This window comes from Metabacillus sp. 22489, from assembly GCF_052044855.1.
GTDB lineage: Bacteria > Bacillota > Bacilli > Bacillales > Bacillaceae > Metabacillus > Metabacillus niabensis.
On sequence record NZ_JBQENT010000001.1, the window covers coordinates 91,543 to 114,881 of the forward strand.

Here is a 23,339-nt window from a genome sequence, read left to right on the forward strand (position 1 = left end):
ATTTAAATAGTGCAATAACAACAATCTTTCAGCTTGATGTTAGAGAGAGAATAAAATGAATTTTTGAGCAAAATAAAAACACTTTTACTCATTCTTTGTAAAAGTGTTTTAGTATTACGGACAATAGCAGGAGAAATTAAATTACTTCAAAGAGATTCTTCTCTTTTATATAATGGACAGGGATATTCGGATACGTTGTACTAATTCGTTTAGCTAAATAATGCATTCCAGGTTCCTCACTTGCAGCATGTCCGATAAAAAGCATTGCTTTTGGTTTCCCTTGGATAACTGAATCTTTTACATATTCGGGTGTCTCCCATTCTGCTCCTTCTCCAGCTATAATTAAGTCTACTCCCTCGTCTTCAAACAATGGTATAGCGTTTTCAGCACCTCCACGAAAGCCTACCAATAAACCGATTCGTGTACAAGATAATGAAGCATTACCGACTATTCTAACAAAGGGAAGCGACAATTTAGATTTTATATGTTTGGCAATCTCTGTCACGGTCATATTTGGTGTTTGGACAATGCATGAGACAGGTTTATGCTCCACATCGTACTTCTCCCAATCCAAGGCCATTAATAAACCAGTCATCATTCCATCTGGATGATATTGATGAATATAATCATGGCAACGAAAAATCGATAACTCGCCTCGAATAATTAAGTCACGTTTATCTTTATATACCGAATTATTTTTCATATATTCTCGTTTTTCTGAATGATGATGATAAAATATCCCTTCGTGTGTAATAATTAAATTTGCCTGTAAATTGATAGCCTGTTGGATAACGTATTGTGATGCAACAAATGCAACTATCACACCGGATACTTGTTTTTTGGGATCTCCAATAAGAAGGTTATCTACTGTATTTTTTAAGCTACCAACTGGTTCTATTATACTATCAACAATTTCTTGAATTGATATTGTCATATTTACTACTCCTTATAGAAAAAGCGTTAAATCATAGTTAAATTTTCATTTTGTTCTTTTAAATTGGGTGATTCAGGTCGTAAAAAATTTTGTTCAATATCTGTTAATATCTCTTTCGTATTTAATAACATTACGAATGCAATGATACTTGATGTGAAAACGATGAAGAAATTCGTTGTAATTGAGGTCAAATAGGCAACGATAAATAGAATCAGCAAATTTCCAACTGTTTGTTTAAATTTCATGAAGCTATAATAAATAGATAATTTAAATGTATCTCTTACTCTAAACTTGAATCGAGCATTAATTGATACTATATTGAGTACTACCATCGTCCAAATAACGGTTAAGACAAAGATGACGATCGCAAGAATTTGATTTGTACTAGTCGGTGTTTGACGAAGATATTGTAAATCAACTAACAAAATAAAATATATGACGAGAATCGGGAGCCATATAGTAAATGTATCCTTTAGATTTTTTCGATATCCTTCTATAAAATCACGTGCTGGAGATAGTTCTTTCGTTCTTACAAGCTTTTCCATACTATAAGTTAATGCAGCAATAGCTGGACCCGATGGAATTAAAGCTAAGAAGAATAGAATTAAATTTGAAAATGATGGCTTCAATGTCATAAAGAAAAAAATAAAAATACTATTAGATAAAATAAAAAGAATATTTGAAACAAAAAGCCAATAAATATAGTTTGTAACAGTAAAGAGGATCCCTTCTCCAAACTCTCTTTTATCTCCCATTTTCTTCACCTTCTTTATCATTATTTCTTGAAATTTACACTTAAGTAGCAACTATCATATTATTTCAGAAGCTTTTTAAAAACAAAGAGGTTCTAACAGTTTAGAACAAGAAGATCGTTTAAAATGGTATCTTCCTGTTCTAAACTGGGGCTGGCTCGTCTCATTAACAGACAATAGTCAGCCCAGTAAGATCAATAGTTATTTAGACTTTTTATATTCTTTATATGTTTTATTTGCTAGATCTAAATATTTTTGTAAGCCTTGGCTTTCAAGCTCTTTAACAAACGTATCAAATTCACTTAAATCTCTTTCACCTAAAATAAACTTTAATGTATTTTGGTCTGTATAATCTTTTAAAGGTGTGCTTAATAATGTAACTTGCTCGCGATCCTCAATTGAAAATGGAATTGGAGGCTCAGCAGGAATAGTTGTTTTTGTTTTTGCCATATCCTCTTGGAATTTTACCTCTTCCTCACTCATCATGGAACGTAATAAATCGGTTGTTCCACCGTAGGCAAATACTCCTCCAGAGAATCCAAAATCCTTACGTAAATCTTTCGTTCCAGCTGGATTTAATCCATTATAATTAACATCATCTACTAATTTGCGAACACCGTTTTCTTTTGTATATGTTGTACCTTCAACACCCCATTTAGCAAACTCTTGACCTTCGTCACTGTAATAGAGCCAGTCAATGAATTGTAAAATCGCTTCGAAATTTTCGCTATCTTTCGCTTTAGAAGAAATCATAACCCCATTTTCTAATCTTGAACCTGACATAAGCTGACCAGCAGGGCCACCAGGAACGGTAATTTTAGCGATTTTGTAGTTTCCTTTACCTAAATTTTTATCCATATCTGTACGGTGAAGAACGAGTGTTTGAGAATTTCCGTTAATGATAAATGATTTACCTGTGACGAATTTTTGGATAGCTTGATCATCTTCTTGTGTAAAGCTTTCTTTATCAAGTAAGCCTTCAGAAACTAATTTATTAAAATAAGTAAGCATTTCTTTATATTCATCTGTAGTTGCTGTGTAGATAAATTCATCTTTTGCTTCATCATACGTTAGCCCATTACCAAATCCCCATCCAGCTTTCGTTCCAAATCCTGTAGCTGCAATATTAAGAGTACTGTTAAACTCATATTGATCAGAAAATGGAGTAACATCAGGATATAACTCTTTCAATTTTTTCATTGCTACATATAATTCATCCCATGTCTTTGGAATAGCAATATTATGTTTTTCAAAAATATCGGTTCTTACAATTAATGTATAATCAGGCCAAACTGCTTCATGCAATCCTGGCAGTAAATAGAATTTCCCATCATTTTGACGCAAGGCTTCTAGCTCTTCCTCTAAACCCCATTTTTCAACTTTATCTTTAAAATGTGGCATTTTATCGATATAATCACTCACTGGAAGAATTGCACCTGAAGAAACAAATGGAGCCTCTTCACCTGGATATGTTTTTGGGATGATTAATGGTGCATCACCTGAACTAATTAACAAACTACGTTTTTGCGTATAATCACTATATGGTGCAATCGTAGGTTTTAATGTTACATTCGTAATCTCAGTGATTTTCTCCCATAATAGCCAATCTTTTTTGTAAGGATATGTTGGCTGATCCATATAAAGAATCGGCAGTTCAAAAGGCTCTGTTGCTTTGAACGTATCCCCTACTGAGAAAGATTCCATTGCCCCCTTCTTTGCGTCTTCACTTACCGTACCGGCTGCTTCTTCTTTGTTTGAACATCCTGCAACAACTAGAGCTGCAAGTGCTACTAGACAAAATAAAGACTTTAACCTACTTCGACCTCTTTTCATTTCATTTCCTCCCCTTTGTTCTTTAAAAAATTAAAAGCGAATCTATTACCTTGGGCAATAAGACGCTCATTAATCGAAAGTTCCCTTACATTCGATTAATGAGTGCCTTATTGCTACAAGGATTACCTTTTCCTGCTTAGAATTACTTAACAGAACCGAGCATAACACCAGAGACAAAATATTTTTGAACAAATGGATAGATTGTTAAGATAGGTAAAATCGTTAAGACCATCGTAACCGATTTAATATTAGCTGAAATTTGTGTTAGATTATCTGCCGAAGTTGCTCCTGCAGAAGTTCCCCCAGATACACCTGCGATTAAATTTCGTAAATATATTGTTACAGGGAATAATTCTTTTTGATCTAGATAGAGAAAAGCCGGAAACCATGAGTTCCAATGTCCTACTGCATAAAATAGCACCATTGTTGCAATAACTGCTTTACTCAGTGGTAGAATGATTTTCAAAAGAATACCATACGTATTTAACCCGTCAATCGATGCAGCTTCCTCCAACTCCTCTGGCATATTCTCAAAGAAGGATTTCATAATTAACATATTATAAATGCTAATCGCTCCTGGAATAACAATTGCCCACATTGTGTTCCCGAAGCCTAACCCATTAATAAGAACATAGTTTGGAATTAAACCCCCGTTAAAAAACATCGTGAAAACTGCAAATAAAGTTAAAAATCTACGTCCAACTAATCGCCTTTTTGATAACGCATAGGCGAAAATAGTCGTTAAAAACATCGAAATCGTGGTACCAACAACTGTATATACGACAGTATTTTTATAGTTGACCCAGAACATTGAATCAGAGGCAACTGTTTTATACGTATCGATATTAAATCCTTTAGGAATGAGATTCACTTTCCCAGCGTTTATATACGCCTCACTACTAAAAGATTGTGCGACAACATTTACAAAAGGATAAAGCGTACAAAAAACAATTAATAATAAGATGATCGTGTTAAATACTTTAAAAACTTTATATTGTACAGATTCTCGCAATCTTATCTCCTCCTACCACAAACTTCTTTCTGTAATTTTTCGCGATATCCCATTTGCAGTTAAGACTAGAACTAATCCAATCAGTGATTCAAATAAACCAATCGCTGTTGCATAGCTAAAATTACTAGATTCTAACCCAACCCTGTATAGATATGTTGATATAACGTCGGAAGTTTCGTAGGTTAATGGATTGTACAAAAGTAATATCTTTTCAAAACCAACAGCCATAAAGCTTCCAATATTTAAGATTAAAAGAGTAACAATTGTTGGAAGTATTCCTGGAATCGTAATATGAAGTGTTTGCTTCCATCTATTGGCTCCATCCATTTTTGCCGCTTCATATAAGGATTCATCAATGGTTGTTAACGCAGCCAAATATAAAATCGCTCCCCAACCCATGCCTTGCCAAATTTCAGAAGTGACATAAATGGTTCTAAACCAATCAGCTTGTTGGATAAAGTTAATTTTCTCCCCTGTAAAAAATTCAACAACCGTATTTATTGAACCGCTTACAGCAGTGAGCTGCAAAATCATCCCAGCAACTATAACGATTGATAGAAAATGTGGCAAATAAGAAGCTGTTTGAACAAACTTCTTAAACCTTTTCGACTTTACTTCATTAAGAAATAATGCAAATATAATTGGCATTGGAAAACAAAATAGTAATGTTAGAGCACCAAGCATTAATGTATTAGTAAAGACATTCCAAAAGGTTGGGTCATTTATAAACATTTTAAAGTAGTGAAAGCCAACCCAACTCTCCCCGTAAATATTTCCCCCTGGCATAAATCTTCTGAATGCGATTACATTTCCTATCATCGGACCATACTTAAATATTAATAAATAAATGATAGGTAAAATTAGTAATGAGTAAAGCTGCCAATCTTTTCGAATTTTTGTTCCTACCGTGGCTAATTTACTTTTCTTCATTACTTCTACATTTTGAATCTTTTCGACTTTTACCTCTCCCATATTTACCCCCACCCTAATATTGTTTTGAGAAATGTATATAGAAAACATTGTTACTAATAGGAAAAATGAGTTAAGCTGATCATTTACATCAGAGTTTATTAGGAATATACTCCATATGTAAAACGCTTACATTTATGTAATAACATCAACTTTGTACAATTATTTGATTAATTATTGTACTGTTAAATAAAATGGAAAACTTAGTTTGTTTATCAGACATACAAACACTATAAAAATTTTTGTCATACTAGTATGGTAGTTAAAAACATTGTAATCTAATTTTTCCCACTATTCAATATGTTTTTTGTAATAAAAACAAATTTATTGGGTAATTATTATATTTGATTCTTTTGGATTATTTTTCAGCAAATAGATTTAGTCATATTAGAAAAAACCTATCAATTGATAGGTTTAGAATTGCATCGTATTAGTTTAATTTTTTAACTGCTTCACTTATCGGTACATCTCCTGATACGAGATCGAACGAATGTTTAATGGTCTTGTTTTCCTGAAGACATGCAACAATTGTACGGGCTACGTCTTCACGAGGGATTGTTGAACGTTGAACATTTTCTCCAACCGCTATTTTTCCAGTTCCAGATTCATTTGTTAATCCACCTGGACGAATAATCGTGTAATCTAAATTTGATTGTACAAGCATTTTATCTGCATAATGCTTTGCAACGTAATATGGTTTTATTGCTTCACTCCAATTTTCTCGGTTATGAGCTTGGAAGGCGCTAACCATAATGTACCGAGATATTTGTGCCTTTTTAGCTGCTTCCATCGTTTTAACGGCCCCGTCCAAATCAATTAATAATGTTTTATCTGCTCCAGTATGACCACCTGATCCTGCAGTAAACACGATCGCATCACAACCGTTTGCTGCCTTTGCAATTTCATCAACTGTCCCTTCTAGATTACCTTGTACCGCTTCGATTCCATTTTCCGCTAATTGCTTGACCTGCTCCTCTGATCTTACCATTGCTCTAACATGATGCTCATTACTTTGATGCAAAAGATGGACAAGGTGTTTTCCAATCTGTCCATTTGCTCCGACGACAAGAACATTCATTTGTTATTACTCCTTTCATATGTATGTAGCTCTTCTCTTCTATTATTTCAATCATGAATATTTATTTCAAAGGGAATGCTCATAGTTGAATCATATAAATGAAAATTTTGGCACTCACGTATCTTTTATTTCATATTTACTAACAAATTGAGGATGTCTTCTTCAACCTTCTTCCCATCATCATGATCTTTAAGATGATTTAGAACGATTGAAAAAATAATCGCCTTATTGTTATCAATTATTAAATAACCAGAAAGAGAACTTACATTTGTTAATGTTCCAGTTTTAGCGATAACCTTTTCTTTAAACTTACCTTCTTGCATTCGATGTCTTAATGTCCCACCTTTTAACTTACCTTCAACTCCCGAAATTGGTAACGATTGATAAAATACTGGAAACCACTCCATCTGTTTTACTTTATAAAGCAAATTTGTAATTTCATTAGCCGGAATTAAACTTTGATGTGAAATTCCAGAGCCATCACGAATTACTAGGTTATTTGAATTTATCCCTAACGTTGATAATGCTTGTTTTTCAATTTCTAATCCTGCTTCCCAGCTTCCGTTGTCTAAAAATTCCTTCCCCATTTCTTTAATTAGAATTTCTCCATGTCCATTATTACTAAGCTTCATAAATGGGATTAATACATCCTTTAATGGCATTGACTTGTGGCGATGTAAAGTTAGTGACTTTTTAGGAGTTTTCTCCACCTTTAATGTGCCTTCTATTCTAATTTCTTCCCTTTCTAAGATTTGCTTGAAGACATTCAAAGTTACGATTGTCGGTTCCCAAACAGCAATCCATTCCTTTTGTTTTGGAGAATCGACAGGGATGGTTCCCGAGACAATTATCGTATTTGCCCCATGCATACGTTCAATCGTTACATGGTGTGTAGCTTCTGCTGGAACTGTTTTTGTCCTGTTCACTATATGAATTGGATCTGACTCTGGAATTATCTTTATTATTGCTTTCTCGTTGATTCGTTTACTTGCTGCTATTTCTAATTTCACAGTACCTGAATCAAAATCAGTGTCAGGGGCAATGCTTAATGCAGATATCGCAGCTCCATATTTTGCTGCTTCATCTGACCAAGGTACATCTACAGAATATCGAACATGATCAAAATAGAAATCGTCAGCTATTAAGTCACCGTTTATTTTTGTAATTCCTTCCTTCTTTAACAATCGTGCAAATTCCTCTAAGTCTGAAGGAAGTAGAGTCGGATCACCTTTTCCTTTTAGATAAAGGCTTCCGTTTAATTCAGATTCTTTAATGGTTCCATCTGTTAGCAATTCTGTTTGAAAAGTATAATCCTTCCCTAATGTAGTTAGAGCCGCAGCAGCTGTAAATAATTTTAAATTCGAGGCGGGAGTTAATCTTGTATCACCATTAAAGGAAAATAGCAATTCACCTGTCTCAGCGGAACGGATGCTAACCCCAGCGATTGCACCTTTTAGTGAAGGATGTGACTGTAATAGCTCTGTTAATGAATTTAAATAGGCTGGAGAAATTACTGTTTCTGCGTTTATTCCTTGAATAGGGAGAAAGATCGCAAGGAGGAAAAAAGCAAATAAACGCCTAAGCATCTCATTACCTCTTTCTATTTTTTATATCTCCTTTATCATTTCATACCAGCTAAATAATATGCAAAAAGCGAATCATATCGATTCGCTTCTTCATTACCTCTTAATATTTATTCATATGATCTGGGTCTGAACCAACTCGTTTATCTTGATTCATCGCATTAATTTTATCCATATCCTCTGCACTTAGTTCAAAGTCAAAGATATCTGCATTTTCTTTTATGCGATGAGGCTTAATTGATTTAGGGATTGTGACGACCTCATTTTGTAAATCCCAGCGTAATATAATTTGTGCTGTTGACTTATTATATTTTTCTGCGATTTCAGATAAAGTTGGATCATTGATTAATTGACCTTGCATTAAAGGTGACCATGCCTCAAGTTGAATTTGCTGTTGTTTGCAAATTTCATGTAAGCTTTTTTGACTTAAGCGTGGATGATATTCAACTTGGTTTACCATCGGTTTAATTTCACAATCTGCCAATAAATCCTTCAAATGATGCTCTTTAAAATTACTTACACCTATCGCACGAATTCTTCCTTCTTTATAAAGCTTTTCTAATGCTTTCCATGTTTCTTTATATTTATTTAGCTCTGGAACTGGCCAATGAATAAGATATAAATCTAGGTAGTCTAAGCCTAGCTTTTCCATCGATTCATCAAATGCCTTTAATGTGGATTCATAACCTTGGTTAGTGTTCCAAACTTTTGATGTAATAAATAGCTCCTCACGAGGAACATCTACTTCTGCAATTGCTTTTCCTACACCCTCTTCGTTTCCGTAGACGGCAGCTGTATCAATGCTTCGATACCCTACTTCAATTGCTGTTTTAACTGAGTCGATAACCTCTTGACCTTCTTCAACCTTGAAAACCCCTAATCCGAACCAAGGCATCTTTACTCCATTATGTAGTGTAGTTGTGCTTTTTAAGCTTTTCATCCTCATAACCCCTTTATTATGTGGTATTTTATTAAGTTGCTTAGGTATTTTTCCTATTTTACGAGAGAAAGGAATTACCTAAAACCTAATAAGTGATTCTACTATCTTTTGAATAAAAATGATTCAATAGATAAGAGTCTCGTCTTATATTTTGCAATAAAAGATTTATTCTATAAAGTAATATGCTCAAAAATTTTGAGTAAAACTATTTGTACCCCTCTACAATGAAAAAAGCCCTATATCGAAAAGATAAGGGCAATCTTTTTCTTCGAATTGTCAGTAACCAACGTAAGAAGCACCGATAATAATTAACAAGATAAACAATACAACTAATAGAGCAAATCCAGCTCCAAAGCCGTAACCAGCTTCACCACCCATTGTTACACCTCCTAAAGCTTTTGCTTTACTATATGTATCTAGACAAAAGTCTGTATAGGCATTTCACCTTTTGCTTTTTCTTTTTACCTTATGTTATAAAGTTTATAAAGATGAAATGAAGATCGGTGGTGTAATCAATGTGTGGACGCTTTTCCTTAGCTACAGATCAAACGATTTTACAAGAGCATTTTGAATTTCTTATACATGAAGAGCTTGAGTTTAGATATAATATTGCTCCTTCCCAGGATATCCTTGTCGTTGGCTCAAATGGAAAAGATCGTGTTGGAACAAAAATGAGATGGGGACTTGTTCCTCCGTGGGCAAAGGATACGAAAATTGGTTATAAAATGATTAATGCTCGGGCTGAGTCACTTGATGAAAAGGTTAGTTTTAAAAGACCTTTTCAATCACAGAGATGCCTTATCTTATGCGATGGTTTTTATGAATGGAAAAAAGAAGGGAACATGAAACAGCCATATCGCTTTATGATGAAAAATAACAAACCATTTGCCTTTGCTGGATTATGGGAACGATGGGATAAAGGAGACAAGCCGCTATTTACGTGCACGATCATTACAACAAAACCAAACGAGTTGTTAGAAGAAGTACATGACAGAATGCCTGTTATTTTACACGAAGATAAATATGATGAGTGGATTGATAGAAATCAAACAAATTATAACGATTTAAAATCATTACTAGTACCTTATCAAGCTAATTTAATGGATTGCTATCCAGTATCAAGCTTAGTCAATTCTCCGAAAAACGAGTCTAAGGAATGTATTGTAAATGTAAATAGTCTTTAGTTTTCATATGTAGTTTTGATTTCAAATAACAATGGTCAGTTACCTTCAAGATTAAACCTGAAATAACTGACCATTTCTATTTTTCGTGATATCATTTTGATTCGTAAAGACGAATATACCATTCTCTTGCTTTTTCAACTTCTTCTCTTGTTAATTGGTGACCTGCATGACCCCAATGTTCCTCAACAATTGCATTTGCATTTCGAAGCGTTTCGATAAGCTCCTTCGTTTCCTGTTGTGGTATAATCGGATCGTTTGTACCGGCACCAATAAATATGTGAGTGTTTGATAAGTCTGGTAAATGAATTCCTCTACGTGGAACCATTGCATGAAACAGAATAGCTCCATGTAAGACGTTTGGAAGATGATACATTAGGCTTGCTGCTATATTAGCGCCATTTGAATAGCCTATTGCAACGAGACGCTCGCGATCAAATTCATATTTTTCAGCAGCCTCATTTAGAAATTCATTTAATTCATTTGTACGTAAAATTAAATCCTCCTCATCAAAAATTCCCTCAGCAAGCCGTCTGAAAAATCTTGGCATCCCATTTTCAAGGACATTCCCTCTTACACCGAGGATTGATGCATCTGGTGCTATCATATTGGCTATAGGTAATAAATCACGTTCATTTCCACCAGTTCCATGGAGTAGAACAAAAGTTGGTGCGTTTTTATTTTTACCTGCTTGATAAATATGTTTCATATAAATGAAATTCCCCTTTCTAACCTATCAGTTTGTTTCCAATGGCGTTAATTTTGCTTCAATTTCTTTTCGTTTGCTTTCGAAATAAGGAGGTAAAGCTAATGTTTCTCCTAAATGCTCAAAATCTTCGTCACCTTCAAATCCAGGTCCGTCTGTTGCAAGCTCAAATAAAATTCCATTTGGTTCTCTGAAATATAATGACGCAAAATAATATCGTTCGACAAAACCAGAATTAGGCAAATGATTTTCCTCCAGAATCGCTTGCCATTTTTCCAATTCTTTTGCATCCTCTACGCGAAATGCAACATGGTGAACGCTTCCTCGACCTGGTCTTTCACGACTTAACTCCGTTTCTTCTATTACATGAATTTCTGCACCTGTTCCACCTTCACCAGTTTCAAAAACGCGTACAGCTTTTTGATCCTTGTCTCTTTTGTACGATGCAATTTCGCGAAAGCCCATTATTTTCGTTAATACTTCGATTGTTCTCTCAGGTCGTGAAACAGTTAAATGTACCGGCCCTAGTCCGATGATTCCCTTTTCTTTCGGTACAGGGCTTTTATCCCAAGGGATCCCTCCTGCTACCCCTTTATTACCTTCATCTGAAACTAAGATTAATCGTTGTCCTTCAGGATCTCTGAACGATAATGTCGCTCGCTGTGATTCATATTGAATCTCATCATGGTCAACATGTAATTGGACAAATCTCTCTTTCCAATATTGAAGTGCCTCGTTGTCTTTTACACGGAGTGAGGTAGCTGTAATACTGTTTGTCCCAGGATATGTTCTCCCTGCACGAGGAATCTCAAAAAAAGTTAAGTCAGTGCCTGGATTTCCTCGTTCATCCGCATAAAACAAATGATAGACAGATGTGTCATCCTGATTGACGGTTTTCTTTACTAATCTCATCCCTAATATTTTTGTATAAAATTCAAAGTTATTCTTTGCATTTGCCGTTAATGCTGATACATGATGAATTCCTTTTAATGGTTTTCTATTCATAGTGATCTTCCTTTCAACCCTATTTCAATGAAAATACGGAATATCTCAGTTAAAATAATCTCGATTTCAAGATAATTATATAAGAACCTTTTTCAGATGTCAACTTTATAAAGAGTATGTATATCATTGGTTTTGGTAAGGATATAGTGAAAATATGGAAGGAAACAGGGTAAAGTTGACTCAAACTTACCTTTACCCTGCCTGCAGGCTTTTTATCGTTGGATGAATGGTCTATTTACTTGTGAAGCTTGATAACTTGGGATTTGTGATTGAATACTAAAACCTTGTGTCGCTGGAGCTGTTGTTGAAATTTCTTGCTGCATTTGATTGCAAATATTTAATACTTGTTGGCATTGTTGAATGGCTTGGTGATGATTTTGCAGGCTTTGCTGGATAACATGAACAGCTTGTTGTTCGTGATGAAGCATTTGTTGTAACATTTGAACATTTTGTTGCTCTTGTTGGAGCATTTGTTTATATTGCTGACTGCTCTGTTGTGTTTGTTGAATCATTTGTTGAACGATTTGACGGCATTGGTTAATTTGTTGAATCGCGTGTTGATTAGTATGCATTGTAATCCCTCCAATTAAAAGTGTATATTGTTTTGGCTTATTTGTTGTGCAGTCGGATTATATATACTGCTCGGTTGGTAGCTGTTCATTATTACGTTTGTCGTTGTTTGATCAAATGTTGGAACTTGATAGTAGCCGTTTTTATTCATGTAGCTCCAAACTTCATAGGCTTGGTCAGCACAATTTTTCGCACTTTGAATCATCATTTCACGTAATCCTGAATCTGTACATTCTAGAGCTGCTTGCATTTTCATAACTGCTGATGATTTATGAAGTCCAAGCATACAAGAGGATACATCACGGTCGTTCATATGATTAACAGATGCATTTGGAATTTCTGGAACCCCACCTTGCTTGATCCCGTATGAAGGTGTAAAATTCATATTTGCTTGAACGCTCGGTAATTGTCCGATATTTGCTTTTTGTTGAACTGCCTGTAATATCGTATTGTACTCACTTGTCATAAACGATAATTGATTTTGAAGAATATTCTTTAACTCTTGATCCTGGCAATATTGTTGAAACAATTGAAACTGATTAATTCCATTGATTGTACACATTAACACTTCATGACAATCTAAAATTTCATGGGCTCCGATTGCCTGTTGGTTCAATTGATTTTGCATATGTCGTTCCTCCATTAACTTAAGTTTTAAAGCCAAATATAAATTACCACGATAGTTGAAAAAATATACAATCTATTTATGTTTCTTATATTTTTCAAAGAACATTCCATATGTGACAAAACTTCTTTTAGCAGTAGATGAATAAGAACTAGGTGTTCCAGGATTTTCACGAATCTACATTTCATTTTGTTATTAAACAAAAAAACAGAACCAAAAATGGTCCTGTTATTTCACTATTTTTTTCATGGTTTGTTTGGAAACCATGCGATTTTAAGTAATCTTAATCCTTCCTCGATTGCAGTTTCCGATAATCCGCCAAAACCTAGTAAAAGTATGTTGTCTTGCTTTTGATGATTTTCAATTTTGTAGATTGATGTTGGATATACGTTGACACCGAATTGTTTAGCTGTATCAATAAGCTTTAATTCGTCCATATCGTTTTTCACTTTAATGACAATATGAAGACCTGCGCCTGCACCTACTATTTCTATTTTATCCTCAAAAATGTCTGAAAAGCGACTTGTTATAATCTCATGCTTTTTTTGATAAAGGGTTCGCATTTTTCTCATATGTCTCTCAAAATCACCTGATTCCATGAACCATTGAAGGGTTTTTTGAAAAATAGGTGATGCATGTTGGTCATAGCTATGCTTCCCTATATGAAATAAGCAAAGCAAATCTGTTGGTAATACAAGATAACTAATTCGAAATGAAGGTGTAAGCGATTTTGAAAATGTCCCTAAATAAATGACTCTTCCATTATTGTCAAGACTTTGTAACGAAGGAATAGGACGATTATTATAGCGAAATTCTCCGTCATAATCATTCTCAATAATATATATTTGATTTTCTGTAGCGTACTTTAATAGTTTAATTCGTTTGTTAATCGAAAGGGTCATCCCATATGGAAACTGATAAGATGGTGTGAGATAAATAGCTTGTACTTCTTTTTTCTTTAATTTATTTAAGTTAATACCGTCCAGTTCTAAATCTAGTGGTTCAACTTGAAATGGAAATTTATTTAATAAAGCTTTCACCCCAACATGTACGGAGCTTTCGACAGCAATGCTTGTCGTTCTGTGCTGAATGAGCTGAAACAAAAGATCTAGAGAATGAAATGTACCAGCACCAATGACAATTTGATCTGGAGAGCACCTGACACCACGATTTTGGTGTAGGTATGAAGCGATTTCCTCACGAAGTCCTATTTCCCCTTGGATATCCCCATATAATAAATGGAAACTGTTTTCTGGCAATAGGCTTCGATTCATAAATTTTCGCCATTTTGCTAACGGGAAATGATGCAAATCAATTGTGCCATAGCCAAAGTCATACTTAATGGCATCATTTTGATAGGAATGATAAAAGTGATGTATTGGTGAATAGTTGCCGGTAGGAGATACCTTATTTTGTTTCAGATCATAATTGGATCTAGCTATCGATTCTACGTTTTCTGCAAAATAACCACTTCTTGGCTTACTTTTAATATAACCTTCTGCAAGTAGCTGGTCATATGCTAATGCCACAGGTGTTCTACTTATGTTGAGATATTGAGCTAATCTTCGAATAGAAGGAAGTTTACTGTCTCTTTCAATTCTACCAGCAATTATTTCCTCTTGAATATAATTATATATTTGAAGATAAATCGGTTCAAACGAGGATTTGTCGATCATTGGGGTTAATTCCATTTCGTATTCCCCTCCTTTTCAACTGTCACTTGCAATTTGTTAAATCTGGCTATTTTTGTAATGTCAATTTCAAGTTATTCTCATCATAGCATTATTTTTATAAAAATATTTAATAAAGGAGCAAAAAATGGCTAATATTCTACCTCATATTATGGAAATGCCTTCTTATCAGTCTGGAAAACAACCAGCTGATCAAAGGGCAATTAAATTGAACTTGAACGAAAATCCTTTTCCACCGTCTAAGCGAGTTTTTGAGGCATTGCAATCTATTCAGGTTGATTCATTAAAAAGATATCCGGATCAGCTATGCCAGGAACTATGTGAAGAAATAGCAAAGCAAAATTTTGTAAAGGCAGAACAGGTTTTTTGTGGGAATGGTTCGAGTGAAATTATTTCGTTACTTTTTACCGTTTTTATTGGAGCTCAAGGGCGAATTGCATTACCTGATCCAACATTCTCACTTTACGAAAATGTTGCGGCACGATTTCAAGTTGAATGTGTGAAAATTCCGACACGTGAGGATTATGCAATTGATCTTAACTCACTGATCAAAACGAAAGCAGACGCAATTATCCTTGTTAATCCAAATGCCCCAACAGGTTTACTGTTACCATCATCCGATATCGAGTACCTTGTTTGTCATTACTCAGGTCTTATTGTTATCGATGAGGCATATATCGATTTTGCCGATCCTAAAAATTCAGCCGTTCCACTCATTCATCAATATGATAATGTGATCGTTTTACGAACATTTTCAAAAGTATTTTCACTAAGTGGGATTCGCATTGGCTATTGTTTTTCAAATCCTCAGTTTATAGCTGCATTAGAAAAAAGTAAAAATCTTTATCATGTTAATACGATTAGTCAACAGCTTGCATTAGCTGCTTTAAAAGATAAGGAGTACTTGAATACAACAATTAATAGGATTAAACAAATTCGTGATCGTATTAGTGACAGGTTAAAAGAGTTAGGGTTTACCGTTTTACCATCTGAAACGAATTTTATCCTATGTACACCTCCTAGCCATGGAAACATGACAGCAAAAGAGCTATATGAAGCATTCATTCAAAGAAACATATACGTCCGTTATTTTGATTCCCCTCGATTGAAGGATAAATTGCGTATTTCAGTAGGCACAGAGGAAGAAATGGAGATTTTATTTAATGTGGTTTCCTCTATTATAAAAGAAGGAAAGTATAGGATTCTCTAAAACTATTATCTTTGACTACAGTGGAGACTGCCAATTTCATTAGGTACCCCTCCATTACAGGGTTATTCATATATTCAATAAACATAGCATAGCTCGAAAATGTATTAAAGCAATAACATAACAAAAAAATCTCAGAATTTGTCTGAGATTTTTTAATGTATTGTATATGATATGTCTCCGTTGGCAAATATCGTCACTTTACAAATCCCATGATTATCAATTTGCTTTGAAATTGAAAAGGATCGATCTCCTATGTTCAACTTCCAATTATCAGGTGCATATGCTCGTAAATGCATGACCTCATTTTTATAAAAATGATAGTTATTTGATAATGACAAATAGCCTTCTTCCTTCGCATACCATAGCTTTTTAATATATTTAACGGCCTGATTCGTATCAGGACTATTCATAATTTGCTGCACAGTTGAATAATTCATTTTTTTATCTCCTCATCCTATAAGCTATTGGAGCTATCAAGCTAGTTTTAAAGCTTATATCTTACAGATTAGTAGACATTAGGAGAAAATGCTATGCTAAAATGTTTCCAATTAAATTGATAGAAAACAAACGATTGTTGTGATAGATATCACAACAATCGTTTGTAAACTTTAGTATGCTTCTTTTAGGAGGTGCAAGTATGATTGAAAAATTTAACCGCACAACAACAATTGGAGAAATTGTCGCAGCGTTTCCACAATCCAGTGATTTTTTTAAACATTTTAAAATTGATTTTTGCTGTGGAGGAATGAAATCGCTAGAACAGGCAATTGCCGATCGGAAGCTTCCGGCAGATGAAATTGTCAAAAAGCTTGAACAATTTTATCTAGAGAATAATCGTTCGACAGAAGAGACAGATTGGAGAATGGTTGAATCAGAAAAATTACTTCATCATATTATTTCTGTACACCATCATTTTGCCTTATCTGAAGTGAAGCAAATGACGCCTTATGTGAAAAAGGTCGCATTTGTACACGGTAAACATCATCCACATTTGCATCAACTTTTAGCACTTTTTACAGAGTTAAAGGAAGAGTTATACGAGCATTTTGAAAAGGAAGAAACAGCGGTTTTTCCGAAAATTTTAAAATATGAAAAAGAAAAGTCAGAACAATCGCGAATAGAATTGCAGATATTAATAAATAGTCTCGAGGATGAACACAATGCAGCAGGTAACATTTTAAAGAAAATTCGTATGTTAACAAATGATTATCATGTACCTGAATCTGCTTGTGGAACGTATCGTTTAGTTTATAACCGTTTGGAAATGCTAGAGGATGATATGTTCCAGCATATTCATTTAGAAAATAACATCCTCTTTCCTAGGTATCTTTCATAATGTAAAATCTCGTATTAAAGCTAGTTATAGATTTCATTCATTTTGTTTTTTATTGGAGAGAATTCGTGAGTCTCCTGCGGGAGTAGTGTGTTAAAGTGAGGCCTTAAAGGGCTAATGCTCTTAAGGAGGGTTCCGAAATGTCCGTGAAAAGCAAATGCTGTAAATAGGAAATAAACAACAAAGATTCACAGCATAATGTAAAAAAGGATGATAAAATGCCTACCCTAAATGCTTGGGTAGGTTTTTTGTTGCGAAAATGTTACACCTTTTTAAAAACGCTCTTTAAATGTGATATTTTACACAAACAGAATGTAACTGGTTTGCTAAGATACCTTTAAAAATATGGCTAAGTTAAAGGTATCTGGCACAAATGGTTTTTAAAGGTTAGTGTCGGCAATTTTTAGCAGAGTCAACTTAAAAAAGAACTCGAAAGGAGAATTCATGATGAAGCGTCAAAAAGTTCAGCTTCCTCTTCAAACTTTAAGTTTAACCGCAGGATTTATGGTATGGGTGTTAATTTCATCTCTTATGCCAAATATCAAACAGGATTTCGGTTTAACTGAACAAGAAATTGCACTCGTAACAGCGATTCCTGTTATTTTAGGTTCGATTCTTAGAATTCCGATCGGATATTTTACTAACCGATTTGGAGCAAGGATTATTTTCACGATTAGTTTTATCCTTTTAATTTTTCCTGTTTATTATATTAGCATCGCAAATTCATTATTTGATTTAATTTTAGGAGGTCTATTTTTAGGGATAAGTGGAGCTGTCTTTTCTGTTGGTGTTACCTCCCTTCCAAAGTATTACAGTAAAGAAAAGCATGGTTTTATTAATGGAATATATGGTGCAGGAAATATCGGAACAGCAATAACAACATTTGCCGCACCAGTGTTGGCAAAAACAATTGGATGGGAACAAACGGTCCGACTCTATATCGTTCTTTTATTATTATTTGCCGTTTCGAACTTTTTCCTAGGTGATAAAAAAGAACAAAAAATTAAGCAGCCAATCATGCAGCAAATAAAAGAAGTATATCGAAATCAAATCCTTTGGTTTTTAAGCTTGTTTTATTTTATTACGTTTGGCGGCTTCGTAGCATTTACGATTTATTTACCCAATTTTCTTGTGAACCACTTTGAGCTTGATCCTGTTTCAGCTGGATTAAGAACAGCAGGTTTTATTGTGCTAGCAACTATTCTTCGCCCCATCGGCGGCTTTCTTGCAGATAAATTTAACACTTATTATATGCTTATGTTTGTATTTGGTGGTTTGACGATTTCAGGTGTCATTTTATCCTTTTCACCAACAATTGAAATATATACAATTGGTGTTTTAACTGTCGCTGTTTGTGCTGGTATCGGAAATGGAACAGTATTCAAGCTCGTCCCACTATATTTCTCAAAGCAAGCAGGTATCGTTAATGGAATTGTGGCTGCAATGGGAGGGCTAGGAGGCTTTTTTCCACCTCTTGTATTAACATCTGTATTTAATTTAACAGGTCATTATGCTATTGGATTTATGGCTTTATCCGAATTTGCATTGCTTAGCTTTGTCATTGTTGTCTTTATGTACTACCAAGAGGAACGCCAAATTGACAATAAAATTATTCAGAACACGGCACAAGGGCTTATGATTACAAATCGTGAAGGGATTATTCAAAGTGTCAATCCTGCGTTTACAAAAGTTACAGGCTATGAAATGGAAGAAGTTATTGGGAAAAAGCCGAATATATTACAATCAGGAAAACATAATCGGGCATTTTATCAAACGTTATGGTCTGAAGTGAAAACAAATGGTTATTGGCAGGGCGAAATATGGAACAAGCGGAAAAATGGTGAAATTTATCCTGAATGGTTAACGATTACGAAAATAAGTAATGAAGCTGGAGAAATAAAATATTATGTTGGTCAATTTAACGATATTTCGAAGGAAAAAATGAGAATGATTAAATAGGAAGGAATAAAATCATGTTATCTGCAATTCTAACATATCAAGGAAATGAAATGATGCCAATCCTAAAAGAGTATGGTTTTAAATGGATTGATAATCGTTTTGTCTATCCTATTAATAAAAGAAATCTATTGAATGTTGAGATCGATACACGAAATAAGGAACTATCTATTACCTATTCTAATCAATTAGGCATTCAGGAATATAGAAAAATCCATTTTCTCCTTTCTAGTATTCAGGACCGGCTTAAAGGAACAATCTACGATAAAAATAGTTTGTTAGGCTATACTGAAACTGGTGAACCAGCGTATATTATAACAAATTGGCAAAAATGGTATCGATTTATCCAAAAGGCTATGCTGACATCACTTTCCGGGAAAAAGGTTCGTGTTATAAATGAATCTGAAGTTGAACTCGCATCAGGATTATTTGTTGGATACGAAACATCTGAATATGAGGACACGATAACAAAATGTACATTGGTTACGCTATTCGGTGAAAAAACATTTAAAGGGAAGGATTTAAAGATTGAAGCGTCAAACGAATGGTAATTTATGATGTATCAATAGTCTTATTCCTAAAGAAAATAGTTAAGAAGCTTAATAATGATGTTTGGGGGTCAGCCCCTATCTTGGACACCCCCTCTTTTTTAGCTTTTTACTTATTCCTCATGCCCTTGTATGAACAAAAGCTCCTTATTTAGGATTTTGTAAAACTAAAACATAATTTATATCGTAATAATGAACAGCTGGTTTAACGGAAGCTGTATTTGTTAAACCATAGTTATCCTTCTTAACTTCTATCACTTCTCCAATTTCCAAATTAGCAGGAAAGTAAGTACTCTTTTGTGAAGTTGTTACAATACTCCCTACTTTAATTTCCTTATTCGTTTCAATTCTTGTCATTTTAATCAGGTTGTTTTCAGGATCATAGGATTCAATCATACCGAAAACTGACTGGTCATCTTTAAAGGTGGCTGGAATATAGCTTCTTTTCTGATTACTTGTAATTAGCTCCACCTCAGCTGTGTCTTTATGAACTGTTTTAATTAATCCAATGAGGCCTTCAGGTGAAATGACAGGCATATTCTTCTTAATTCCTTGGTTTTCCCCAGCACTAAGTGTTAATGAATTAAACCAATTTTGACTATTTTCGGAAGAAAAATCTCGATAAATAACAGTAGCAACAAGAGGTTGATAGTTTTTATATCTTTCAACAGCCTGCTTCGTTTTCTCTAATTCACTATTGTCAGATTGGACAAGCTGGTTTTCTATTTTAAGTTGCTCAATACTTGCGATTCTTTCCTCTAACAATTTATTTTCATTATATAAGTTTAGAAATTGGCGAATATCTGCTACAAGAGTATTTTCAGTAAAATTCTTTACCAATTTGTCTGTAGGAATATATCTCATTGAAAACAGTAATACAAGAACAGCTATCCCACCGAGCAATATGTAAATCTTCGTTTTCGTTTTCATGGTATCTCCTTTTTTATCATGGTGTTCATAGTTTTACCAACTCTACTATATTACCATATTTTACATAATCTTTGTAGATTTATAGAAAAAAACTGCCAATAGATCGATAATCTATTGACAGTTTAAAAGATATATTATTTTTCAGCAGATTTTTCGTCTTCTGATTGTTCATCAGTAGATTTTTCATCTGTACTATCTTTATCCGTATATTGATAATCTTTAGGATTAATAGGTGTAAATCCTTCAGGAGTATAGAAACGTAATAAATCTTGGTTAACGATTTTATCGGACATCTGTAACTTCATTTCTGTACTTTCTTCATATTGCTCAATTTCTTTTGTTTTCTCTAGTTTTTCACCTGTGTTTGTATCGTAATACTTTCCGTTCAACCCTGTAACATTCTCAGTAATAAAATCACCGTTTCTGAATGGTACAACAGTTTGATGCTCAGGTGAGAATAAATCAGTACCTAATTGAACATATCCTTTAGTATCAATTCCTAATAAATGCATAACAGTAGGCATTAAATCGATTTGTCCACCATATTGGTGCATTGTTCCACCCTCTACACCTGGGATATGAATAAATAATGGTACCCGTTGTAATTGTGCATTTTCAAAGTTGTCTACTTCTTTATTTAACACTTTAGACATCGCAGCTTTATGATTTTCAGAAATACCATAGTGGTCTCCATACATAATAATCATTGAGTTATCATAAAGTCCAGACTCTTTTAAATCATTAAAGAATTGTTCTAATGCTTCGTCTAAATAACGTGCAGTTTGGAAATAATTATCAACAGACTCATCACCAGTAGTATGCGGCTCGATCGTTGCTAAGCTTTGATCGAGTGGATATGGAAAATGGTTTGTAACTGTGATGAATTTTGAATAAAATGGCTGTTTTAATGATTGAAGCATTGGAATTGATTGCTCAAAAAATGGTTTATCTAATAAGCCGTAATTCACCACTTGATCGTCTTCCGCATCATAATAGCTTAAGTCATAAAAATGATCAAAACCTAAAGATTTATAAATTTCATTTCTGTTCCAGAACGTCTTAGTATTACCGTGAAATACTGCAGATGTGTACCCTTGTTGACCTAAAATTGCAGGTGCTGCTTGATACGTATTGCGACCTTTTGTAGAGAAAGCTGCCCCTTGTGGCAATCCAAATAAAGAGTTCTCTAACATAAACTCAGCATCCGCTGTTTTCCCCTGACCTGTTTGGTGGAAAAAGTTATCAAAATAGAATGTGTTTTTATCCTTTGTTAAAGAATTTAGGAATGGCGTTACTTCTTCACCATGTAATTTATAATTAATAATAAAGTTTTGTAGTGATTCTAAATGAATATAAATAACGTTTTTACCTTTTGCTACACCAAAAAGATTTGGATCAGGCTCTGCATATATTGCATTAGTATAGTTCGTTACCTCAGTAATATCATTTGAATCGGCCATCGCACGTTGTGCAGAATCGCCAGTACTCTTAATTGCATCATAAATCGTGAAATTATACATACCTAAATATTTAACAATATAGTTTCTGTCAAAGGTTCTTGTTAATAACTGTGGTCGGTCTGTTTCAGCTAAGCTTAAATTTACCGCAAAAATCGCAACAGCTGCACTAAATACGATAAAAACAGTTCGTTTTTTTACTTTTGTTGTTTCAGGTTTTACGGCCTTCGTTAAAACAAGAAGTAATAAAATAATCGTATCTAGGAAATATAATATATCGTATGGGCTTAATAAAGCTAGAATACTTTGTCCTAAATCTCCGGCATTGCCTGTTTGTGTTAGAGTTGGCAATGTAATAAAATCTGAAAAGAAACGGTAATAGACAATATTTGCATATAATAGGAATGATAATAGGAAGCTAATGAAAATCATCATATTATATGAACGTTTACCTTTGAAAAATAATGCGAATCCTATAAAGAATAAAACTGAACTTAAAGGATTGATAAATAGGAGAAACTCCTGCATTTTATTATCAATTCCTAAAGTAAATTCAACTTCATAAGCAATATAGGTTTTTATCCATAAAAATACAATTGTTAAAAGAAAGAAATAAATATGTTTATTCATCCAAGAAAATATCTTTGTTTTCATGTGAAATGCACCTCTTAATTTGAATAAATGTAAATATACTAAATCTACTCAGCGAACATTTAACAATTCTAACTCAACGTATAAAGTTCGTCAATATCGCAAAAATGGTAAATAGCAATGTAAGCGTTTCGATTTAGTTCTTACATTATTTTAACTTGAGATGATTGTTTTCCCCTCTCCTTCTAGTGTTTAAGTTAATATGTATGCTATTAATTGATTTCATATTCAAATCAGATTTTGTCGAAGAATGAATGAAAAAAAGGTCATTTGTCCTAAACCATTCGATCTAGATACTTTTTGAAACTTCTGTGAACTCATTATTCTCATTATGTTCATTTGTATAATCGCTAATGCAAAAAGTATAAGCAAAAT

22 protein-coding genes are annotated in these 23,339 nt (G+C 33.9%); 5 read left to right on the forward strand and 17 right to left on the reverse strand.

Annotated elements, in window-relative coordinates; all coding sequences use genetic code 11:
* Window positions 1-136: 136 nt before the first annotated feature.
* From ACTJJ9_RS00450 to ACTJJ9_RS00490, 9 genes are all read right to left on the reverse strand, one after another.
* Complete coding sequence (locus tag ACTJJ9_RS00450) at window positions 137-934, reverse strand: Nif3-like dinuclear metal center hexameric protein (protein WP_145580978.1); 798 nt, start codon at window positions 932-934, stop codon at window positions 137-139.
* Between the two features lie 26 nt (window positions 935-960).
* Window positions 961-1,689 (reverse strand): YesL family protein, encoded by a 729-nt coding sequence (locus ACTJJ9_RS00455; protein ID WP_145580979.1) that lies wholly within the window; start codon window positions 1,687-1,689, stop codon window positions 961-963.
* 198 nt (window positions 1,690-1,887) lie between these two features.
* Window positions 1,888-3,519, reverse strand: a complete 1,632-nt coding sequence (locus tag ACTJJ9_RS00460; protein ID WP_145580980.1) for an ABC transporter substrate-binding protein — start codon at window positions 3,517-3,519, stop codon at window positions 1,888-1,890.
* Window positions 3,520-3,661: 142 nt separating this feature from the next.
* Window positions 3,662-4,531: a carbohydrate ABC transporter permease gene (locus ACTJJ9_RS00465; protein ID WP_145580981.1), complete on the reverse strand. Its 870-nt coding sequence runs from the start codon at window positions 4,529-4,531 to the stop codon at window positions 3,662-3,664.
* A gap of 12 nt (window positions 4,532-4,543) precedes the next feature.
* Window positions 4,544-5,461, reverse strand: a complete 918-nt coding sequence (locus ACTJJ9_RS00470) for an ABC transporter permease (RefSeq protein ID WP_440768359.1) — start codon at window positions 5,459-5,461, stop codon at window positions 4,544-4,546.
* 469 nt (window positions 5,462-5,930) lie between these two features.
* On the reverse strand, window positions 5,931-6,578 hold the full coding sequence (locus ACTJJ9_RS00475) for an SDR family oxidoreductase (protein ID WP_095300071.1): 648 nt from the start codon (window positions 6,576-6,578) through the stop codon (window positions 5,931-5,933).
* Window positions 6,579-6,703: 125 nt separating this feature from the next.
* A complete protein-coding gene (gene dacB, locus ACTJJ9_RS00480; RefSeq protein ID WP_440768343.1) occupies window positions 6,704-8,164 on the reverse strand; it encodes a D-alanyl-D-alanine carboxypeptidase/D-alanyl-D-alanine endopeptidase in 1,461 nt (486 codons plus the stop codon).
* A gap of 100 nt (window positions 8,165-8,264) precedes the next feature.
* Window positions 8,265-9,107 carry an aldo/keto reductase gene (locus ACTJJ9_RS00485; RefSeq protein WP_145580984.1) on the reverse strand — a complete coding sequence of 281 codons (843 nt, stop codon included), beginning with the start codon at window positions 9,105-9,107 and terminating at the stop codon, window positions 8,265-8,267.
* A 270-nt stretch (window positions 9,108-9,377) separates the two neighbouring features.
* Complete coding sequence (locus ACTJJ9_RS00490) at window positions 9,378-9,479, reverse strand: YjcZ family sporulation protein (protein ID WP_095300074.1); 102 nt, start codon at window positions 9,477-9,479, stop codon at window positions 9,378-9,380.
* A gap of 137 nt (window positions 9,480-9,616) precedes the next feature.
* Here ACTJJ9_RS00490 and ACTJJ9_RS00495 point away from each other — a divergent pair, with 137 nt between their 5' ends.
* Window positions 9,617-10,285, forward strand: a complete 669-nt coding sequence (locus ACTJJ9_RS00495; protein ID WP_145580985.1) for an SOS response-associated peptidase — start codon at window positions 9,617-9,619, stop codon at window positions 10,283-10,285.
* Window positions 10,286-10,376: 91 nt separating this feature from the next.
* On the opposite strand, the gene ACTJJ9_RS00500 is transcribed toward ACTJJ9_RS00495, so the two are convergent.
* The 5 genes from ACTJJ9_RS00500 to pdxR form a co-directional block, all read right to left on the reverse strand.
* Complete coding sequence (locus ACTJJ9_RS00500) at window positions 10,377-10,991, reverse strand: alpha/beta hydrolase (RefSeq protein ID WP_145580986.1); 615 nt, start codon at window positions 10,989-10,991, stop codon at window positions 10,377-10,379.
* Window positions 10,992-11,018: 27 nt separating this feature from the next.
* The gene (locus ACTJJ9_RS00505) at window positions 11,019-11,993 is read right to left on the reverse strand and encodes a ring-cleaving dioxygenase (RefSeq protein ID WP_145580987.1); all 975 of its coding nucleotides are present in this window, start codon (window positions 11,991-11,993) and stop codon (window positions 11,019-11,021) included.
* A 212-nt stretch (window positions 11,994-12,205) separates the two neighbouring features.
* Window positions 12,206-12,565 (reverse strand): hypothetical protein, encoded by a 360-nt coding sequence (locus ACTJJ9_RS00510; RefSeq protein WP_440768344.1) that lies wholly within the window; start codon window positions 12,563-12,565, stop codon window positions 12,206-12,208.
* A gap of 14 nt (window positions 12,566-12,579) precedes the next feature.
* Window positions 12,580-13,191, reverse strand: coding sequence for a spore coat protein (locus ACTJJ9_RS00515; protein WP_145580988.1), 612 nt, complete (start codon window positions 13,189-13,191; stop codon window positions 12,580-12,582).
* Window positions 13,192-13,433: 242 nt separating this feature from the next.
* Window positions 13,434-14,879 carry a MocR-like pyridoxine biosynthesis transcription factor PdxR gene (pdxR, locus tag ACTJJ9_RS00520; RefSeq protein WP_440768345.1) on the reverse strand — a complete coding sequence of 482 codons (1,446 nt, stop codon included), beginning with the start codon at window positions 14,877-14,879 and terminating at the stop codon, window positions 13,434-13,436.
* Between the two features lie 127 nt (window positions 14,880-15,006).
* On the opposite strand from pdxR, the gene hisC reads away from it, so the two are divergent.
* Window positions 15,007-16,089 carry a histidinol-phosphate transaminase gene (gene hisC / locus ACTJJ9_RS00525; protein ID WP_145580990.1) on the forward strand — a complete coding sequence of 361 codons (1,083 nt, stop codon included), beginning with the start codon at window positions 15,007-15,009 and terminating at the stop codon, window positions 16,087-16,089.
* Window positions 16,090-16,241: 152 nt separating this feature from the next.
* On the opposite strand, the gene ACTJJ9_RS00530 is transcribed toward hisC, so the two are convergent.
* Entirely contained in the window at window positions 16,242-16,526 is a 285-nt protein-coding gene (locus ACTJJ9_RS00530; RefSeq protein ID WP_145580991.1) for a hypothetical protein, read from the reverse strand.
* Window positions 16,527-16,726: 200 nt separating this feature from the next.
* On the opposite strand from ACTJJ9_RS00530, the gene ric reads away from it, so the two are divergent.
* From ric to ACTJJ9_RS00545, 3 genes are all read left to right on the forward strand, one after another.
* A complete protein-coding gene (gene ric, locus ACTJJ9_RS00535; protein WP_145580992.1) occupies window positions 16,727-17,425 on the forward strand; it encodes an iron-sulfur cluster repair di-iron protein in 699 nt (232 codons plus the stop codon).
* 444 nt (window positions 17,426-17,869) lie between these two features.
* Window positions 17,870-19,381 (forward strand): nitrate/nitrite transporter, encoded by a 1,512-nt coding sequence (locus ACTJJ9_RS00540; protein WP_255451814.1) that lies wholly within the window; start codon window positions 17,870-17,872, stop codon window positions 19,379-19,381.
* A gap of 14 nt (window positions 19,382-19,395) precedes the next feature.
* Window positions 19,396-19,929 carry a hypothetical protein gene (locus ACTJJ9_RS00545; protein ID WP_095300084.1) on the forward strand — a complete coding sequence of 178 codons (534 nt, stop codon included), beginning with the start codon at window positions 19,396-19,398 and terminating at the stop codon, window positions 19,927-19,929.
* A 144-nt stretch (window positions 19,930-20,073) separates the two neighbouring features.
* On the opposite strand, the gene mreC is transcribed toward ACTJJ9_RS00545, so the two are convergent.
* Together mreC and ACTJJ9_RS00555 are read right to left on the reverse strand one after the other, a co-directional pair.
* The gene (mreC, locus tag ACTJJ9_RS00550; RefSeq protein ID WP_095300085.1) at window positions 20,074-20,856 is read right to left on the reverse strand and encodes a rod shape-determining protein MreC; all 783 of its coding nucleotides are present in this window, start codon (window positions 20,854-20,856) and stop codon (window positions 20,074-20,076) included.
* A 134-nt stretch (window positions 20,857-20,990) separates the two neighbouring features.
* Window positions 20,991-22,967, reverse strand: a complete 1,977-nt coding sequence (locus ACTJJ9_RS00555; RefSeq protein ID WP_145580994.1) for an LTA synthase family protein — start codon at window positions 22,965-22,967, stop codon at window positions 20,991-20,993.
* Window positions 22,968-23,339 lie beyond the last annotated feature (372 nt).